Consider the following 15,944-nt stretch of genomic DNA (forward strand, 5'->3'; position numbering starts at 1 on the left):
CTGTTTCGGGGCGCTCGGGGAGGATTCCGGCCCGCAGGTCCGGGAATCCCTAGATCATGACGGATCTCAGAGCACTCGCCGAGCGCCACCTCACCGAGGCGAAGGCCGACAAGAACGGCCGGAGCGCCCACCTGTTCCTGCATGAGGGGCCGCTGCGGCAGACGGTGATCGCGCTGGTCGGCGGCCACAGCCTGGACGAGCACAACTCCCCGCACGCCGCGAGCCTCCAGGTGCTCGCGGGTCACGTCGTCATCACCTCGGGAGTGGGCGACACCGAACTGCGCGAGGGTGAACTGGCGGCGATCCCGCACGAGCGGCACGGCCTGACCGCGGTCGAGGACTCGGTCGTCCTGCTCACCACGGTCAAGGGCTGAGAGTTCCCGCCAGAACGATCGCCGCCGCTCGGATGATCGAGCGGTGGCGTCTGCTCCGAACCGGGTGCCGCGGCCGCGGCTGAGCGGTTCACGGCGGAGGTCTCCAGGGACTCTGTGACCAGATCGAGTCTTCACGGTGTCCAAAATCGCCAGTGACCTTGTGTTCTGTGGTGAAAACTGAGCGCCGTGGGTCACACACTCTTGCACCAGATCCTCGTGGCGGACCTCGTAGCCCCGTTGATGATCGCCGAATACGGCGACATGAGGACCAGGACGTCCGCCGCCGCACACCTGGGGGACGGCACCTGGATCCGCGCGGACCTCCTGGTCTACTGCGAGGCCCAGGAACGTGAGGGATTCGTGGAGGGAGCCCCGCTCCTGGCCGTCGAGGTGACCTCGGAGGCCTCTCGGGTCCGCGACCTGGGGGCCAAACGCGACCTGTACGCCAGGTACGGGGTTCCCTGCTACTGGGTCGTGGACCTGGCGCCCGACGGGGTCCGCGTACACGTCCACACGCTGCGCGGCGGGCGCCACGTCGAGCAGGCCGTCGTGGGCCGCGGCGAGTCGGTGCGGCTCACCGAACCATTCAAGATCGAGATTCGGCCGGACCGGCTCTTCAGCGGGATCCCCCCGTGGCGCGGCCCGGTCGAGGGAGCGTACATGGTGTACGAGAACGGCCCGGACCTGCCGGCACCGCAGGAGGCCTTCGAGATCGACTCCTTCCTCCGGCGCTGGCCGACGGGCGCGGAGAAGGTGGAGCTCGAGAACGGCCACCCCGTCTTCTACGGCCGCTGGGACCAGCGGGACGTCGAGATCGCCCAGCGGGCCTACCCGGGCCGGGTGGTCCGGCTGGACCAGCGGCCGGGCGCCCCGGGCACGATGCGGATCCTGCCCGCCGCCTCGGTGACCGAGACGATGCCGCAGCGGATCGTGGACTTCGACCCCGTCGGGGGCTGAGCCCGGCCCGAGCCCGGCTCGGGAGGTCCGGCGCACCTGTAACACTGGAGGCATGCCCTCGACCCTCCCCGAAGGGGATCCCATGCCCGCCGACGGGCGGCTGCCCGAAGCGTCACTGGAGGGTTTCGGCACCCGGCCCTTCGGGTTCTACGTGCACGTCCCGTTCTGCGTGACGAGGTGCGGCTACTGCGACTTCAACACCTACACGGCGACGGAGCTGGGCCCCGGCGCGTCCCGTGACTCCTACGCCGACACGGTGATCTCCGAGATCCGGTTCGCCCGGAGGGTCCTGGGAGAGGCGGACGCGCCCGTACGGACGGTCTTCGTCGGCGGCGGCACCCCCACCCTCCTCCCGCCGGAGGACCTCGGCCGGATCCTGCGGGCGATCCGCGACGAGTTCGGCCTGGCCGAGGACGCGGAGGTGACCACGGAGGCCAATCCAGAGACCGTCACCCCCGCCTCCCTCGCGGGCCTGCTGGAAGCCGGTTTCACCCGGATCTCGTACGGGATGCAGAGCGCCAAGGACCACGTCCTGAAAGCCCTGGACCGCACCCACACCCCCGCCCGGGTCCCGCTGGTGGTCGCGCAGGCCAAGGAAGCGGGGTTCGGCCACGTCAACCTCGACCTGATCTACGGCGCCCCGGGCGAGAGCGACGACGACTGGCGCGAGTCCGTCGAGCAGGCCCTGGCCGCGGGCCCCGACCACGTCTCCGCCTACGCCCTGATCGTCGAGGAGGGCACGAAGCTCGCCGCCCGGGTCGCGCGCGGCGAGCTGGACGAGCCCGACGACGACGCGATGGCCGACCGCTACCTGATGGCCGACGAGCTCTTCGAGAAGGCCGGGATGAGCTGGTACGAGCTGTCCAACTGGGCGCTGCCCGGCGGGGAGTGCCGACACAACCTGCTGTACTGGCAGGGCGCCGACTGGTGGGGGGCGGGGCCCGGCGCGCACGCCCACGTGGGCGGCACCCGCTGGTGGAACGTCAAGCACCCCGCCGCCTACGCCCAGCGGCTGGCGCAGGGGATCACCCCCGCGCACGCCCGCGAGGTGCTCGACGCCGGCACGCGGCGGCTGGAGCGCGTCCTGCTGGAGCTGAGGCTGCGCAGCGGCTGCCCACTGGAACTGCTGGACGAACGGGCGGTCCGCGAGCAGGAGGAGCTCGGCCTGCTGCGCCGCGAGGACGGCAGGGCAGTCCTCACCCGGCGCGGCCGGCTGCTCGCGGACGCCGTCGTCCGCGACCTCACCTGAGGCCCGGCCTCACTTGATGATCGGCCAGGCCACCAGCGCGGGCAGCCGGTGCCAGTCGCCCCGGTTGACCCGGGTGGCGCTGTAGACCACGAGGCCCATCGACACCGTCACCGAGCCCGCGGCGATCCACAGGAAGAAGTCGGCCCACTGGTAGAGGAAGACCGAGATCCCGAAGACGATCCCCGTGGTGATGGCGAGGTTGAGGGCCTGGCGGCCGTGGTGGCGGGCGTAGGCCGACCGGTTCTTCTTGGTCAGGTAGACGTACAGCGGCGGGAGCGCCCACAGCAGGAACTGGCCGATGTAGGCGGTGAGCGCCCACTGGCGCTCGTCGGGGGTCGTGGGGCCTCCGTGCGCGCCGGCGGCGTAGCCGTCGGGGAGCCGGACCGTGGGAGTGGGGCGGGGGCGGCGGGACAAGGCGGTCACTCCTTGGCGGTGACGAAGTCAATCAATTCTTCGACGCGTCCGAGCAATTCTGGTTCCAGATCGGCATAAGAACGGACAGAGCCGAGGATCCTCCTCCATGCTGCCCCGGTGTCACCGGGCCAGCCGAGACGTGCGCAGACCCCTTCCTTCCAGTCGAAGCCCCTGGGCACCTCCGGCCAGGCGCGGATGCCCAGCGCGCGGGGCTTCACCGCCTGCCAGACGTCGATGAAGGGATGCCCGCAGATCAGCACGTGCGGGTCGGTGATCCGCGCGGCGATCCGGGACTCCTTGGAGCCGGGCACCAGATGGTCGACCAGGACGCCGAGCCTGCGTCCCGGGCCCGGTTCGAACTCCTCGACGATCAGCGGGAGGTCGTCGACGCCCTCCAGGTACTCCACGGCCACGCCCTCGACCCGCAGGTCGTGGCCCCAGATCTTCTCGACCAACTCGGCGTCGTGCACGCCCTCGACGTAGATCCGGCTCTCCCGGGCCACCCGCGCCCTGTGGCCGCGGACGTAGACCGAACCGGACGCGCTGCGCGCCGCGCCCGGCTGCCGCGGACCGGGCCGGACGAGGGTGACGGGCCGCCCGTCGAGCAGGAACCCGGCCACCGCGAGGGGGAAGACCCGGCGCTTGCCGAACCTGTCCTCCAGGGTGACCTCGTCCTTGCCGCAGGCCACGACCGCACCGCAGAAACCGCTGTCGGGGTCTTCCACCACCAGGTCGCGTTCGGCCTGGATCTCGGGGAACCGGCCCTTGCGGGGCAGGCGCCAGTTCCCGGCGAGCACGTCTTCGCCATAGTCCTTGCTGCGCACGCCCACGACCCTAACCCGAGGCCGCCAGTTGGAGGTGCCCGCGCCGTACCGCGTGCAGAAGAAGAGCCGGATCGTAGGGCCACTCCGCGCTCCTGAGCGCCTTCAGCGGGTCGAGGCCGGCGTCGTAGGTCTCCCGGATGCCGTGGGCGACCGCCGCGATCGCGTCCCTCTGGCTTTCGGTGAACTCCGTGCCGACGGGTCCGCCGTGGCCCGGGACGACGCGCTCGGGGTCCAGCTCCAGCAGGCGGGTCAGGGTGATCGGCCAGTCCAGGGGGAAGCTGTCGGAGCCGTAGCAGGGCGGCCCGGACTCCTCGACGAGGTCACCGGCGAAGACCAGGCCGCAGTCGGGCACCCGGACGACCAGGTCGTGGCCGGTGTGGCCGCGGCCGAGGTGGTGCAGCTCGACGATCCGGTCGCCGAGGTCGATCAGCGCGGTGTCGCGGACCAGCCGGGAGGGGACGGTCACCGGGGTGCCCTCGACCCGGGCCGCCCAGTCCGGATCGTCCTCGGCCATGGTGCGCCAGGCCTCGTGCTCCAGGTACCCGGGCAGGTCGAGATGGCCCCAGAACGGGCCGTCGAAGGCGGCGTTGCCGAAGCAGTGGTCGAAATGGCCGTGGGTGTTGACCACCGCGAGGGGCGTCTCCACGCCCAGCTCACGCAGCTGCTCCCGGAGTTCCAAGCCCTCGGGCACCGAGGCCCTGGTGTCGATCAGCACCGCGCCCAGCCGTCCGGAGACCACGCCCACGTTCACGTCGAATCCGCCGTACCCACGGCGGAAACACCGGTCTGCCACCTCTTCCCAGGACATGCCACCGACTCTCGCACATCGACTTCGCCCTCTGGGACCGTACACTTGGCACTCGTAGACTGGGAGTGCCAAGCAGGAGGTGAGCGCGTTGCTGGACGATCGTAAGCTGGCCATTCTGCGCGCCATCGTCGAAGACTACGTCTCCACCAACGAGCCGGTGGGCTCCAAGGCCCTGGCCGAACGCCACGCTCTGGGGGTCTCCCCGGCCACGGTGCGCAACGACATGGCGGTTCTGGAGGAGCAGGGGTACATCACCCAGCCCCACACCAGCGCGGGCCGTATTCCCACGGACAAGGGCTACCGCCTGTTCGTCGACAGGCTGTCCACGATCAAGCCCCTGTCGACGCCGGAGCGCCGTGCCATCGAGACCTTCCTCAACGGGGCCTACGACCTGGACGACGTCGTCTCGCGGACGGTCCGGCTGCTGGCCCAGCTGACCCGGCAGGTCGCGGTGGTGCAGTACCCGTCGCTGATCCGCTCCTCGGTCCGGCACATCGAACTGGTGCCGGTGGCCGCGGGGCGGCTGCTGCTGATCCTGATCACCGACACGGGCCGGGTCGAGCAGCGGCTGGTGGAGACCCACCCCGAGCTCACCGACGAGTCCGTGGCGCAGTTGCGCGCCCTGCTGAACGCCTGTCTGGACGGGCGGTCGTTCGGCGAGGTGCCGCTGGCCGTCGCGGACCTGCCCGAGCGGGTGCCGGCCGAGGACCGGCCGGTGGCCGTGGCGGTGCTGTCGGTCCTGCTGGAGACCCTGGTCGAACGGAACGAAGAGAAGATCGTCTTCGCGGGCGCGGCCAACCTCGCGCTCGGCGACTTCTCGAAGGGCCTCCGGGACGTGCTGGAGGCCCTGGAAGAACAGGTGGTGCTGATGCGCCTGCTCGGGGAGGCCGGGGACCCGGCTACCCTGACCGTGCGGATCGGTGCCGAGAACCAGCTCGAAGGGCTGCATTCCGCGTCCGTGGTCGCCGCGGGCTACGGCATGGACGGGCAGGCGCTGGCCCGGCTCGGGGTTCTCGGACCCACCCGAATGGACTACCCAGGAACGATGGGAGCGGTACGCGCTGTGGCACGTTACGTCGGTCAGATTCTGGCGGGATCGTAGTGCGCGACTACTATGCCACCCTTGGGGTGAGCCGTAACGCGACTCCGGACGAGATCAAGAAGGCCTATCGCCGGCTCGCCCGCGAACTTCACCCTGACGTCAATCCGGACGCGGAGAGCCAGGAGAAGTTCAAGGAGGTCACGCAGGCCTACGAGGTGCTGTCCGACCCCAAGAAACGAGAGATACACGACCTGGGGGGCGATCCGTTCGGCTCCGCGATGGGCGGCGGGGGCGCGGGCTTCGGCGCAGGGTTCCCGTTCAGCGACATCATGGACACCCTCTTCGGGACGGCCAGCACCCGCGGTCCGCGTTCCCGCGCCCGCCGGGGCCGCAACGCGACGCTGCGGGTCGAGCTCGACCTCTCGGAGACGGCGTTCGGCACCACCCGTGAGCTGACCATCGACACCGCGACGGTCTGCGGTGCCTGCACCGGTTCGGGCTCCGCCGCCGGCAGCCATCCCGACACGTGTGAGATGTGCCATGGCCGGGGTGAGATCCAGCAGGTGCAGCGCAGCTTCCTGGGCCAGGTCATGACGTCCCGGCCGTGCCCCCAGTGCGGCGGCTACGGCTCGGTCATCCGCAACCCCTGCCCGGAGTGCGCGGGCGACGGCCGGGTGCGCACCCAGCGCACCATCAAGGTCAAGATCCCCGCGGGCGTGGAGCACGGCACCCACATCCAGCTCGCGGGCGAGGGCGAGGTCGGCCCCGGCGGCGGCCCGGCCGGCGACCTCTTCCTGGAGATCGTCGAACGCCCCCACGAGATCTTCGAACGGGAGGGCGACGACCTGCACTGCACCGTGCAGATCCCGATGACCGCCGCGGCCCTGGGCACCTCGATCGTCATCGAGACCCTCGACGGGGCCGAGGAGGTCGACATCCGGCCCGGCACCCAGTCCGGCCAGGTCATCCCCCTGTACGGGCGGGGCGCCCAGCATCTCAACGCCAGCGGCCGCGGCGACCTGATGATCCACGTCAACGTCGAGACCCCCGCCAAGCTCGACGCCGCCCAGGAGGAGCTCCTGCGCGAGCTGGCCCGCCTGCGCGACGAGGAACGTCCTCCCGGCAAGTTCGCTCCCGGCCAGCAGGGCTTCTTCTCCCGGCTGAGGGACGCCTTCCACGGCTGAAGAGACGAGGTCGCGGACGCCTACCGCGACGGCTACGACAACCCCTGACCAGGGCCGCCCGCTCCACGGGCGGCCCTGCGTCCTTCATCCCCGATTTCGTTGCCTGTAGGTGCGGAACCCGCTGGTGTCCACCGCGAGGGACAGGGGTTCGGGAAGCTCTACCGGCTCCCCGAACGGGATGGTCTTCCTGCTGAAGTACTCCCGGCCGTGCGGCTCCTGGTAGAGGATGCACTCGCCGTTGAACGGATCGATGATCAGGTAGTTCGGGATGCCGAACGCGGCGTAGACCCCGACCTTGTCGACGAGGTCGACACCCCGGTTGGTGGACAGGACCTCCACCACGAGCACACCCTTGTCGCCGGGAATGTGGGCTTCGGGATCGATCTCGTCGTCGGAGAGCACCAGGAAATCAGGTCTGGGCTCGTCGGAGTGCTTCGGATGGATGATGGTCTGCTCGGCGACGACCATCCAGCCGAGCGGAATGAACTGCTGGAACAAACTGAACTGGATCAGCCAGTGCAGGGACTTCGAACTGGGCGACAAGATGATCTCTCCGTTGATCAGCTCTGCCCGGAAGCCCTCGGGGACCTCGATCTCGTCGATGGCCCGTTGTGACGGTGTCGCCATGACAGTCACGCTAATCGACCTCCTCCGGGAGGACCACTGTGGTCAACGTCAAGTTAGAGCATGGACACTAAGAGTGATGATGGTTTTCCCCAGGAGGAGTGAGAGGGGGAGCGGGGCTGGGAGGATGAAGGGGTGAGTGCTCCGGTTTTCGTGGTGGACAGGGACGTGCTGGCGGGCGCGGGCGGCAGGGTGGTGCTGGAGGGCGCCGAGGGGCGGCACGCGGCGACGGTGAAGCGGCTGCGGGCGGGGGAGGAGGTCGTGCTCACCGACGGGGAGGGCGCGCGGGGGCGGTGCTCGGTGCTGTCGGCGGGGCGGGACCGGCTGGAGCTCGAGGTGCTCGAGCGGGAGGAGGAGCCGCAGGCCTCGCCCCGGATCACGGTGGTGCAGGCGCTGCCCAAGGGGGAGCGCGGGGAGCTGGCCGTGGAGGTGATGACCGAGGCCGGAGTGGACGAGATCGTGCCGTGGTCGGCGAGCCGGTCGATCACGCAGTGGCGGGCCGAACGGCGGGAGAAGGCGCTCGGGCGGTGGCGCAACGCGGCCCGGGAGGCGGGCAAGCAGTCCCGGCGGAGCCGCTTCCCGGTGGTGGCGGACCTGGCCTCCACCGCCCAGGTGGCGGCCCGTCTGGAGCGGGCGGGGCTGGCGCTGGTGCTGCACGAGGAGGCGGTCGAGCCGCTCAGCGCGGTCCCCGTCGAAGGGCCGGGCGAGATCGTGCTGGTGGTGGGCCCCGAAGGCGGGATCAGCCCGGAGGAACTGGAGCTCTTCGCCGGGGCGGGCGCCCGCCCCGTGCTGCTGGGGCCGACGGTGCTGCGCACGTCCACCGCCGGGGTGGCGGCCCTCTCGGTCCTGATGGCCCGTACCGGCCGCTGGTGATGGGCGTCTGAGAGCCGCGGCCCGGCGTCAGTCCGGAGTGCGGGCGGTCGTGCCGGGGGCGGGAAGGGTCGGCGGACCGCTCGTGGGGCGGGCCGCGGAGGGGCTCGGGCCCACGGGCGCAGGCGGCTCGGACGTGCGGGCCGGCGGTGACGGGCGGGTGCTCTGGCCCGGAGGCGAGGGACGCGCGGTCATGGCGGGCGGGCTCTCCGGCGCGGGGGACGGCGGGGACGTCTCCGGGCAGGGGGAGGCCGAGGTCCCGGCGGAGAAGCCGTTCGAGGGATCCTTCGAAGGCTCCTCGGACGGTCCGGGGGACGGCGGGCTCGCCGACGGGGTGGGCGAGGCGTCCGAGGCGTCGGTCCTGCCGTCGGGGGCGTCCTGGCCCGGGGTCGGGGGCGGGGGACTCTGACCCGTGGGGTCCTGGCCCGCGGGAGCGGGATGGGCGCCGGGGACGCAGTCGGGGGAGGGATCCTCGGAGGGGCCGTTCGCGGGCCCCGCCGGGGAGCTCTCGGGCGGGGCGCTCCCGGGGACGGGCGCGGCCGACTTGGGGAGGTGCTCCTGGACGGTCTCGCGGGGATTGCCCGCCGAAGTGATGCGGTCGATGGCCGAAGGGGAGGCCGACACGGCGACGGCGACCACGGTGACGACGGCGGCGCCCGCCAGCAGGGGCCCCTTCCAGCCGCCCGTCAGCCAGGACCACAGGGCCGGGCGGGACGCCTCCGTGCGCGCCCTGATCCGCTGCAGCCCGTCGGCGTCGGGCGTGATCTGCTCGGCCTCCGCGTGCAGGGCCCGGCGGAGGCGGTCGGCGTGGAAGTCGCCGGGGGTCAAGACTGCTTCTCCAGGACGTTGCGGAGCGCGGCCATCCCGCGCGCCGTGTGGCTCTTCACCGCGCCGCGGCTGATGCCCATGGCGGCGGCGATCTGCGCTTCGGACAGGTCGGCGTAGTATCGCAGGACCAGCGCCTCCCGCTGCCGGGTGGGAAGGGTGTGCAACGCCTTGATCACAGCGGCCCGCTCCAGCTCGATGATGGCGCCGGTCTCGGCGCTCTGCACGTCGGGCAGGCCCTTGGGGGCGTACTTCTCCACCACGGCGCGGTGCCGCAGCACCGAACGGGCCCGGTTGACCACCGACTGGCGCAGGTAGGCCAGCGCCTTGTCGGGGTCGCGCAGCCGCCGCCACGCCCCGTGCATGGCGACAAAGGCGTCCTGCACGACCTCCTCGGCGGTCGACTGGTCGCGGACGAGCAGCGCGGCCAGCCGGACCAGGGGACGGTACTGGCTGCCGTACAGCTCGGTCACCGCGCGGTCGGCGTCCCACGCCGCCATCGAGGTCGGCGCCACCAGGAGGGTCTCGGTCACGTCGTTGGGACGTGCGCCTTCTTCGTCCGGTTTACCCGATCGCATCTGATCGTCCGGCCCCGGTCACCCCTCCACCTCCCTGCGGGTGTGCCACGACCGCCGGGGGAGGGCGGCCTGCCGTCGAAGAACCCCGTCGCGAAAGAACCCCCGTCGCGAAAGAGCCCCGTCGTGAAAGAGCGCGGGCGGATCCCCGCGCCGGGGGCCGGGGGTTCGCGCCGCCAGGCCACCATAACCAGACCGGGCGCCGCCGCGCCGGATGAGTGGGGCATCGGACCCGCTCAAGATCTCGATAGCATGCCGGGGAAGGCTCTGACGGAGGCGACGTGGACTGTCTGTTCTGCAAGATAATTTCCGGTGAGGTTCCCGCGGAGGTGGTGCGGGAGGGCGAGCGCACGCTGGCCTTCCGCGACATCAACCCGCAGGCCCCGGTGCACGTCCTGGTGATCCCCAAGGACCACCACCCCGACTTCGCGGCGCTGGCCGCCGATCCGGAACTGCTGGCCGAGGTCGCGGCCGAGACGGGACGGGTGGCCGAGGAGGAGGGTGTGGCCGGGTCGGGGTACCGGGTGGTCTTCAACACCGGTTCGGGCGCCGGCCAGACGGTCTTCCACGCGCACGCCCATGTGCTGGGCGGACGCGGTCTCAACTGGCCTCCCGGCTGAAAAAGGGGTCGGCGATCACGACCCGCGCTCGGTACCATGGGTGTCAGGGAAAAGAATCCGCAGATCAGAGGGGCTCAGTGGCCGTTCCAGGCCGGCAGATGACCGAATCAAAGAATCCCGCCCAGAACGGCGCGCGCTCCCAGATCAAGATCGTGGTGCCCGACGAGCAGTCGATGGTGGCCCTGCTGGGCTCCCGTGACGAGCTCCTGGCCGTGATCGAGCGAGCCTTCAACAGCGACATCCACGTCCGCGGCAACGAGATCACCGTCACCGGCGGCTCGGAACCGGAGCTGGTGGCCAAGCTCTTCGGTGAACTGGTGACCCTGCTGCGCAAGGGCGCGACGCTGACCCCCGAGTCGGTGGAGCGCAGCGTCTCGATGCTGCGCGAGTCGGCCCGGCCCGCCGAGGTGCTCAGCCACGACATCCTCTCCTCCCGGGGCCGGACGATCCGCCCGAAGACCGTCAACCAGAAGCGGTACGTCGACGCGATCGACCAGCACACGGTGGTCTTCGGCATCGGCCCCGCCGGCACCGGCAAGACCTATCTGGCGATGGCCAAGGCCGTGAAGGCGCTGCAGGAGAAGAAGGTCAACCGGATCATCCTCACCCGTCCGGCCGTCGAGGCGGGCGAGCGGCTGGGCTTCCTGCCCGGCACGCTCTACGAGAAGATCGACCCGTACCTGCGCCCGCTGTACGACGCGCTGCACGACATGGTGGATCCGGGGTCGATCCCGCAGCTGATGCAGGCGGGCACGATCGAGGTGGCGCCGCTGGCCTACATGCGGGGCCGCACCCTCAACGACTCCTTCATCATCCTGGACGAGGCGCAGAACACCTCGCCGGAGCAGATGAAGATGTTCCTCACCCGGCTGGGCTTCGGCTCCAAGATCGTGGTGACCGGCGACGTGACCCAGGTGGACCTCCCGTCCGGCTCGCGCAGCGGCCTGTCGGTGGTCCAGGAGATCCTCGAGAACGTCGACGACATCTACTTCTGCCGGCTGAGCAGCAACGACGTGGTCAGGCACCGGCTGGTCACCGACATCGTCGACGCCTACGAGCGCTACGACGCGGTCCAGCCGGCGGATCAGCGCCCGGCGCGGCGTGAACGAGGACGAAGATGAGCATCGAGGTACTCAACGAGTCGGGCGCCCCCGCCGACGAGGAGACCCTGGTCAGGCTGGCCCGGCACGTCCTGGACGGCATGCAGGTCCATCCGCTGGCGGAGTTGTCGCTGCTGCTGGTGGACGAGCCGGCGATGCGCGAGCTCAACCTCAAGTGGATGGGCGAGGACAAGCCGACGGACGTCCTGGCCTTCCCGATGGACGAGCTGCGCCCCGGTCATCTGTCGGGCGGCTCGGAGGACGGGGAGGCCGATCCGGGCCTGCTGGGCGACGTGGTGTTGTGCCCCGCGGTGGCCGAGCGGCAGGCCCGGCAGGCCGGCCACGGCACCCAGGAGGAGCTGGAGCTGCTGTGCACCCACGGCATCCTGCACCTGCTGGGCTATGACCACGCCGAGCCGGAGGAGCACGCCGAGATGTTCGGTCTGCAGGGGAGGCTGCTGGAGAGCTGGCGGGAGTCCCGCTGAACGGCGTGCAGTTGTGGATGATCGGGACGTCGGTCGTCCTGGTGGTCTTCGCGGGCCTGTTCGCCGGGGTGGAGACCGCGCTGACCCGGGTCTCCCGGGTCCGGGTCGCCGAGCTGGACTCCCCCCGCCTGTCGGCGGTGGTGGCCGACCCGGCGCGCTACGTCAACCTCCTGCTGCTGCTGCGCACCTCGTGTGAGCTGGCCGCGACGGTGATCGTGGCGGACCTGTGCATCGGCTGGCTGGACGAGACCTGGCGCGCCTATGTCACCGCCGCGGTGATCATGATCCTGGTCAGCTACATCGTGGTCGGGGTCGGCCCGCGCACCCTGGCCATCCAGCACGCCGACAAGGTGGCGCTGGCCGGGGCGACGATCATGCATCCGCTGGTGCGGGTGCTGGGCCCGCTGCCGCGGCTGCTGATCCTGCTGGGCAACGCGCTGACTCCCGGCAAGGGCTTCCGCGAGGGCCCGTTCGCCACCGAGGCCGAGCTGCGGGACCTGGTCGACCTGGCCGAGCAGCGGCGGCTGATCGAGCCGGACGAGCGCGAGATGATCCACTCGGTGTTCGAGCTGGGCGACACCCTGGTCCGCGAGGTCATGGTGCCGCGCACCGACATCGTGTTCATCGAGGGGGACAAGACGCTGCGCCAGTTCCTGTCGCTGTCGCTGCGCTCGGGTTTCTCCCGGATCCCGGTGATCGGCGAGAACGAGGACGACGTGGTGGGCATCGCCTATCTCAAGGACGTCGTCCGGCGGCTGCACGAGACCCCGTCCGACGAGGCGGTCCGGGTCGCCGCGCTGATGCGCCCGGCGACGTACGTGCCGGACTCCAAGCCGATCGACGACCTGCTGCGCGAGATGCAGGCGCGGCAGATCCACGTGGCGATCGTGATCGACGAGTACGGCGGGACGGCGGGCCTGGTCACCATCGAGGACATCCTCGAGGAGATCGTCGGGGAGATCACCGACGAGTACGACAACGAGATCCCCCGGGTGGAGAAGCTTCCCGACGGCCGGCTGCGGGTCACCGCCCGCATGAGCGTCGAGGAGCTGACCGAGCTGTGCGACGTGGAGATCGACGTCGAGGACGTGGAGACCGTCGGCGGGCTGCTGGCACACGCCCTGGGCCGGGTGCCGATCGCCGGCTCCACCGCCGAGGTGGCGGGGCTGCGGCTGGTCGCCGAGAGCCTGGCCGGGCGCCGCAACCGCATCGGCACCGTGCTGGTCGAGCGCCTGCCGCAGGAGCCCCCCGCCGCCGAGGAGTGACGTGCCCCGCCCGGAACAGGGCCGCCTGCGGGCCGTCAACGGCGCGAACCCCCGCCACCGCCCGCCGGGCGCGTGAGCGGGGCCCCGAGGAGGGGCTGTGGAGAAAGCGAACGGTCAGTACGCAGACTGTAGGCTGAGCCCGTGAACGCCGAGGACGAGAAGCTCATCAAGCTGGCCCGATCCTCCCGCGCCCGCAACAGCGCCCCCGAGGGCGCCGCGGTGCGCGACGAGACCGGCCGCACCTACACCGCCACCACGGTGGCGCTGCCCAGCCTGAGCCTGACGGCCCTGCAGGTCGCCGTGGCGATGGCGGTGGCCAGCGGCGCCGAGGACCTGGAGGCCGCGGTGGTCGTCACCGGCGGAGACCTGCCGGACATCAGCGCCGTCCGGGATCTGGGCCCCAAGGCGCCGGTCCTGGTGGCCGGGCCGGACGGAACGGTGCACACCACCCTCTGACCCGCCTTTGACGCGCGGCGGCTTGGCGTCCGCTTGCGTCCGCACCCGCAAGTGACGGCCAAGCCGCGGGCAAGACGTCTCTTCCACAGTGCTCTTCGACAAAGAAGAGCTGGAGAAGGGACGGGGGATGTCTCGGATGCTTCACCGCCTCGGGGGAGCCGCGGCGCGGCGGCCCTGGCGGATGATCGGGGCCTGGCTGCTGGCCTTGGTGCTGTTCGTGGGGCTGGCCTCGACATTGGGCGGGGCCCTGCACGACGACTACAACCTGGAGGGGACGGGTTCGCAGGCCGCGACGGATCTGCTGCGCGAGCGGTTCCCGGCGGTCGCCGAGACCGACGCCCGGGTCGTCGTCCACGCCGACGGCCGGCTGGACCGGGGCGCGGTGGACCGGGCGATCGAGCGGATCAAGGAGCTGCCGCACGTCACCGGCGTGGACGGGCCGCTGCCCAGCGCCGACGGCCGGACCGCGCTGCTGACCGTCCGCTACGACGAGCCGGTCACCGATCTGGATCCGGTGAAGGCCTTGGAGGAACTGGAGGGGGCCGCCGAGGTCCCGGGCGCCCGGGTGGAGTTCGGCGGTCAGGTTCCGGAGAACGCCGCGTCTCCCGGCGGGGTGTCGGAACTCGTCGGGATCGTCGTGGCGCTGGTCGTCCTGTTCCTGGCGTTCGGCTCGATCGTCGCGGCGGGGCTGCCGTTGGCGGTCGCGCTCACCGGTCTGGGCGTCGGGATGGCGGGCATCACGCTGCTGGCGGCCGTCGAGGACGTCAGCACCATCACGCCGATGATGGCGATCATGATCGGGCTCGGGGTCGGGATCGACTACGCCCTGTTCGTCCTCACCAGGTTCCGGGAGAACCTCGCCGACGGCTTGGACGTGCCGGGAGCCGCGGCCGGGGCCAACGCCACCGCGGGCAGGTCGGTGCTGTTCGCGGGCGCCACGGTTCTGGTGGCGCTGTGCGGGCTGGCGTTCGCCGGGCTGCAGGTGTTCGTCGCGATGGGCTTCGCGGCGGCCATCGTGGTCTTCGCGACCATGATGTCGGCGGTCACCCTGCTGCCTGCGCTGCTGGGGCTGGCCGGGCACCGGGTGCTGCGCCGCGGGGAGCGCCGCGGCGCCCCCGTCGTGAACTCCTCGCGCTGGGTCGGCGCTTGGGCGGCCAGGGTGGGCCGCCGTCCGCTGCCGTGGCTGCTGGCGGCGCTGACCCTGCTGCTGGCGCTGGCCGCGCCCGCCCTGGGCATGCGGACCTGGCCGAGCGACGCCGGCTCCGAGCCGGAGGACCGGACGATCCGCAGGGCCTACGACCTGATCGCCGAGGCGTACGGGCCGGGTGCGAACGGGCCGCTGCTGGTCGCCTTGGATCTGGGAGAGAAGACGGACCCTGCGGACGTCAGGGTGAAGCTGGCGGGTCTGGAGGGCGTGGTCTCGGTGAGCGAGCCGAGCCTCTCGCCGGACGGGGGCGTCGCGGTCCTCACGGTCGTCCCCGAGTACGGTCCGCAGGACGAGCGCGTCTCAGGGGTCCTCGGCTCCGTCCGCGAGCAGGTCCGGCCGCTGGGCGGCGAGGTCACCGGGCTCACCGCGGTCTACCACGACCTGAACGAGATCCTGCTGGACCGGATCTGGCCGGTGATCCTGGCCGTCGTCGGCGCCTCTGTCCTGCTGCTCCTGCTGGTCTTCCGGTCGGTGGCGGTGCCGTTGAAGGCCGCCGCGATGAACCTGCTGTCCATCGCCGCCTCCTATGGGGTGCTCACCGCGTTCTTCCAGTGGGGCTGGGGGACGTCGCTGCTGGGCCTGCCGCACAGTGTGCCGGTCTCCAGCTACATCCTGCCGGTGATGTTCGCGGTTCTGTTCGGCGTGTCGATGGACTACGAGGTGTTCCTGCTGTCGCGGGTGCGGGAGGACTACGAGCGCACCGGTGACCCACGCGGCTCGGTGGTCTCGGGCCTGGCCTCCACCGGCCGGATCATCACCAGCGCCGCGCTCATCATGGTCGCGGTCTTCGCCGGGTTCGTCTTCGATCCCTCGGTGGTGATCAAGCAGATGGGGATGGGCCTGGCCGTCGCGGTCGCGTTGGACGCCACCCTGGTGCGGCTGGTTCTGGTTCCGGCCACGATGGCGCTGCTGGGCCGCTGGAACTGGTGGCTGCCCCGGCCGCTGGCCGGGGTCCTGCCGAAGGCGGACACGCATGGCGAGGATCCCACCGGGCGGCGGGAGTCCACCCTGGTCGGCTGAGCCGCGTCTGGACCGCGGAACGTCCCGGAACCCTCAGGTTCCGGG

The 15,944-nt window shown here is 71.2% G+C and carries 18 protein-coding genes; 12 read left to right on the forward strand and 6 right to left on the reverse strand.

Annotation, left to right across the window (positions count from 1 at the left end; all coding sequences use genetic code 11):
* The first annotated feature begins 56 nt into the window (after window positions 1–56).
* The 3 genes from ABGB12_RS07400 to hemW all read left to right on the forward strand — a co-directional run bounded on the left by ABGB12_RS07400 (window position 57) and on the right by hemW (window position 2,580).
* Entirely contained in the window at window positions 57–374 is a 318-nt protein-coding gene (locus ABGB12_RS07400) for a cupin (protein ID WP_347675515.1), read from the forward strand.
* Between the two features lie 186 nt (window positions 375–560).
* Entirely contained in the window at window positions 561–1,331 is a 771-nt protein-coding gene (locus tag ABGB12_RS07405; protein ID WP_347675516.1) for a Uma2 family endonuclease, read from the forward strand.
* 52 nt (window positions 1,332–1,383) lie between these two features.
* The gene (gene hemW, locus ABGB12_RS07410; protein ID WP_347675517.1) at window positions 1,384–2,580 is read left to right on the forward strand and encodes a radical SAM family heme chaperone HemW; all 1,197 of its coding nucleotides are present in this window, start codon (window positions 1,384–1,386) and stop codon (window positions 2,578–2,580) included.
* 9 nt (window positions 2,581–2,589) lie between these two features.
* Here the strand turns inward: hemW and ABGB12_RS07415 are convergent, their stop codons facing one another.
* From ABGB12_RS07415 to ABGB12_RS07425, 3 genes are read right to left on the reverse strand one after another with little or no spacing between them, the layout of a single operon-like run.
* Window positions 2,590–2,994, reverse strand: coding sequence for a DUF4870 domain-containing protein (locus ABGB12_RS07415; protein ID WP_347675518.1), 405 nt, complete (start codon window positions 2,992–2,994; stop codon window positions 2,590–2,592).
* Between the two features lie 5 nt (window positions 2,995–2,999).
* Window positions 3,000–3,818 carry a DUF3097 domain-containing protein gene (locus tag ABGB12_RS07420; RefSeq protein WP_347675519.1) on the reverse strand — a complete coding sequence of 273 codons (819 nt, stop codon included), beginning with the start codon at window positions 3,816–3,818 and terminating at the stop codon, window positions 3,000–3,002.
* 10 nt (window positions 3,819–3,828) lie between these two features.
* Window positions 3,829–4,626, reverse strand: coding sequence for an MBL fold metallo-hydrolase (locus tag ABGB12_RS07425; RefSeq protein WP_347675520.1), 798 nt, complete (start codon window positions 4,624–4,626; stop codon window positions 3,829–3,831).
* A gap of 88 nt (window positions 4,627–4,714) precedes the next feature.
* Here ABGB12_RS07425 and hrcA point away from each other — a divergent pair, with 88 nt between their 5' ends.
* Both hrcA and dnaJ read left to right on the forward strand, forming a co-directional pair.
* A complete protein-coding gene (hrcA, locus tag ABGB12_RS07430) occupies window positions 4,715–5,728 on the forward strand; it encodes a heat-inducible transcriptional repressor HrcA (protein ID WP_347675521.1) in 1,014 nt (337 codons plus the stop codon).
* Window positions 5,722–6,852 carry a molecular chaperone DnaJ gene (dnaJ, locus tag ABGB12_RS07435; RefSeq protein WP_347676094.1) on the forward strand — a complete coding sequence of 377 codons (1,131 nt, stop codon included), beginning with the start codon at window positions 5,722–5,724 and terminating at the stop codon, window positions 6,850–6,852. The genes hrcA and dnaJ overlap by 7 nt, the downstream gene beginning before the upstream one ends.
* An 84-nt stretch (window positions 6,853–6,936) precedes the next feature.
* On the opposite strand, the gene ABGB12_RS07440 is transcribed toward dnaJ, so the two are convergent.
* The gene (locus ABGB12_RS07440; protein WP_347675522.1) at window positions 6,937–7,479 is read right to left on the reverse strand and encodes a Uma2 family endonuclease; all 543 of its coding nucleotides are present in this window, start codon (window positions 7,477–7,479) and stop codon (window positions 6,937–6,939) included.
* Between the two features lie 132 nt (window positions 7,480–7,611).
* On the opposite strand from ABGB12_RS07440, the gene ABGB12_RS07445 reads away from it, so the two are divergent.
* Window positions 7,612–8,349 (forward strand): 16S rRNA (uracil(1498)-N(3))-methyltransferase, encoded by a 738-nt coding sequence (locus ABGB12_RS07445; RefSeq protein ID WP_347675523.1) that lies wholly within the window; start codon window positions 7,612–7,614, stop codon window positions 8,347–8,349.
* A gap of 27 nt (window positions 8,350–8,376) precedes the next feature.
* Here ABGB12_RS07445 and ABGB12_RS07450 read toward each other — a convergent pair whose 3' ends face one another.
* Both ABGB12_RS07450 and ABGB12_RS07455 read right to left on the reverse strand, forming a co-directional pair.
* Window positions 8,377–9,174: a hypothetical protein gene (locus tag ABGB12_RS07450; protein WP_347675524.1), complete on the reverse strand. Its 798-nt coding sequence runs from the start codon at window positions 9,172–9,174 to the stop codon at window positions 8,377–8,379.
* The gene (locus tag ABGB12_RS07455; RefSeq protein WP_347676096.1) at window positions 9,171–9,671 is read right to left on the reverse strand and encodes a SigE family RNA polymerase sigma factor; all 501 of its coding nucleotides are present in this window, start codon (window positions 9,669–9,671) and stop codon (window positions 9,171–9,173) included. The genes ABGB12_RS07450 and ABGB12_RS07455 overlap by 4 nt, the downstream gene beginning before the upstream one ends.
* Window positions 9,672–10,027: 356 nt before the next feature.
* Here ABGB12_RS07455 and ABGB12_RS07460 point away from each other — a divergent pair, with 356 nt between their 5' ends.
* The 6 genes from ABGB12_RS07460 to ABGB12_RS07485 all read left to right on the forward strand — a co-directional run bounded on the left by ABGB12_RS07460 (window position 10,028) and on the right by ABGB12_RS07485 (window position 15,899).
* Window positions 10,028–10,366, forward strand: a complete 339-nt coding sequence (locus ABGB12_RS07460; RefSeq protein WP_347675525.1) for a histidine triad nucleotide-binding protein — start codon at window positions 10,028–10,030, stop codon at window positions 10,364–10,366.
* Between the two features lie 98 nt (window positions 10,367–10,464).
* On the forward strand, window positions 10,465–11,487 hold the full coding sequence (locus ABGB12_RS07465) for a PhoH family protein (RefSeq protein WP_347675526.1): 1,023 nt from the start codon (window positions 10,465–10,467) through the stop codon (window positions 11,485–11,487).
* Window positions 11,484–11,951 carry an rRNA maturation RNase YbeY gene (gene ybeY / locus ABGB12_RS07470; RefSeq protein ID WP_347675527.1) on the forward strand — a complete coding sequence of 156 codons (468 nt, stop codon included), beginning with the start codon at window positions 11,484–11,486 and terminating at the stop codon, window positions 11,949–11,951. The genes ABGB12_RS07465 and ybeY overlap by 4 nt, the downstream gene beginning before the upstream one ends.
* Window positions 11,948–13,216 carry a hemolysin family protein gene (locus ABGB12_RS07475; protein ID WP_347676098.1) on the forward strand — a complete coding sequence of 423 codons (1,269 nt, stop codon included), beginning with the start codon at window positions 11,948–11,950 and terminating at the stop codon, window positions 13,214–13,216. Before ybeY ends, ABGB12_RS07475 begins: the two co-directional genes overlap by 4 nt.
* A 141-nt stretch (window positions 13,217–13,357) precedes the next feature.
* Window positions 13,358–13,672 carry a cytidine deaminase gene (locus tag ABGB12_RS07480; protein ID WP_347675528.1) on the forward strand — a complete coding sequence of 105 codons (315 nt, stop codon included), beginning with the start codon at window positions 13,358–13,360 and terminating at the stop codon, window positions 13,670–13,672.
* A 136-nt stretch (window positions 13,673–13,808) separates the two neighbouring features.
* Window positions 13,809–15,899, forward strand: a complete 2,091-nt coding sequence (locus ABGB12_RS07485; protein WP_347675529.1) for an MMPL family transporter — start codon at window positions 13,809–13,811, stop codon at window positions 15,897–15,899.
* The last annotated feature ends 45 nt before the right edge of the window (window positions 15,900–15,944 follow it).

It is taken from the genome of Actinocorallia sp. B10E7 (genome assembly GCF_039871655.1).
Taxonomy (GTDB): domain Bacteria; phylum Actinomycetota; class Actinomycetes; order Streptosporangiales; family Streptosporangiaceae; genus Actinocorallia.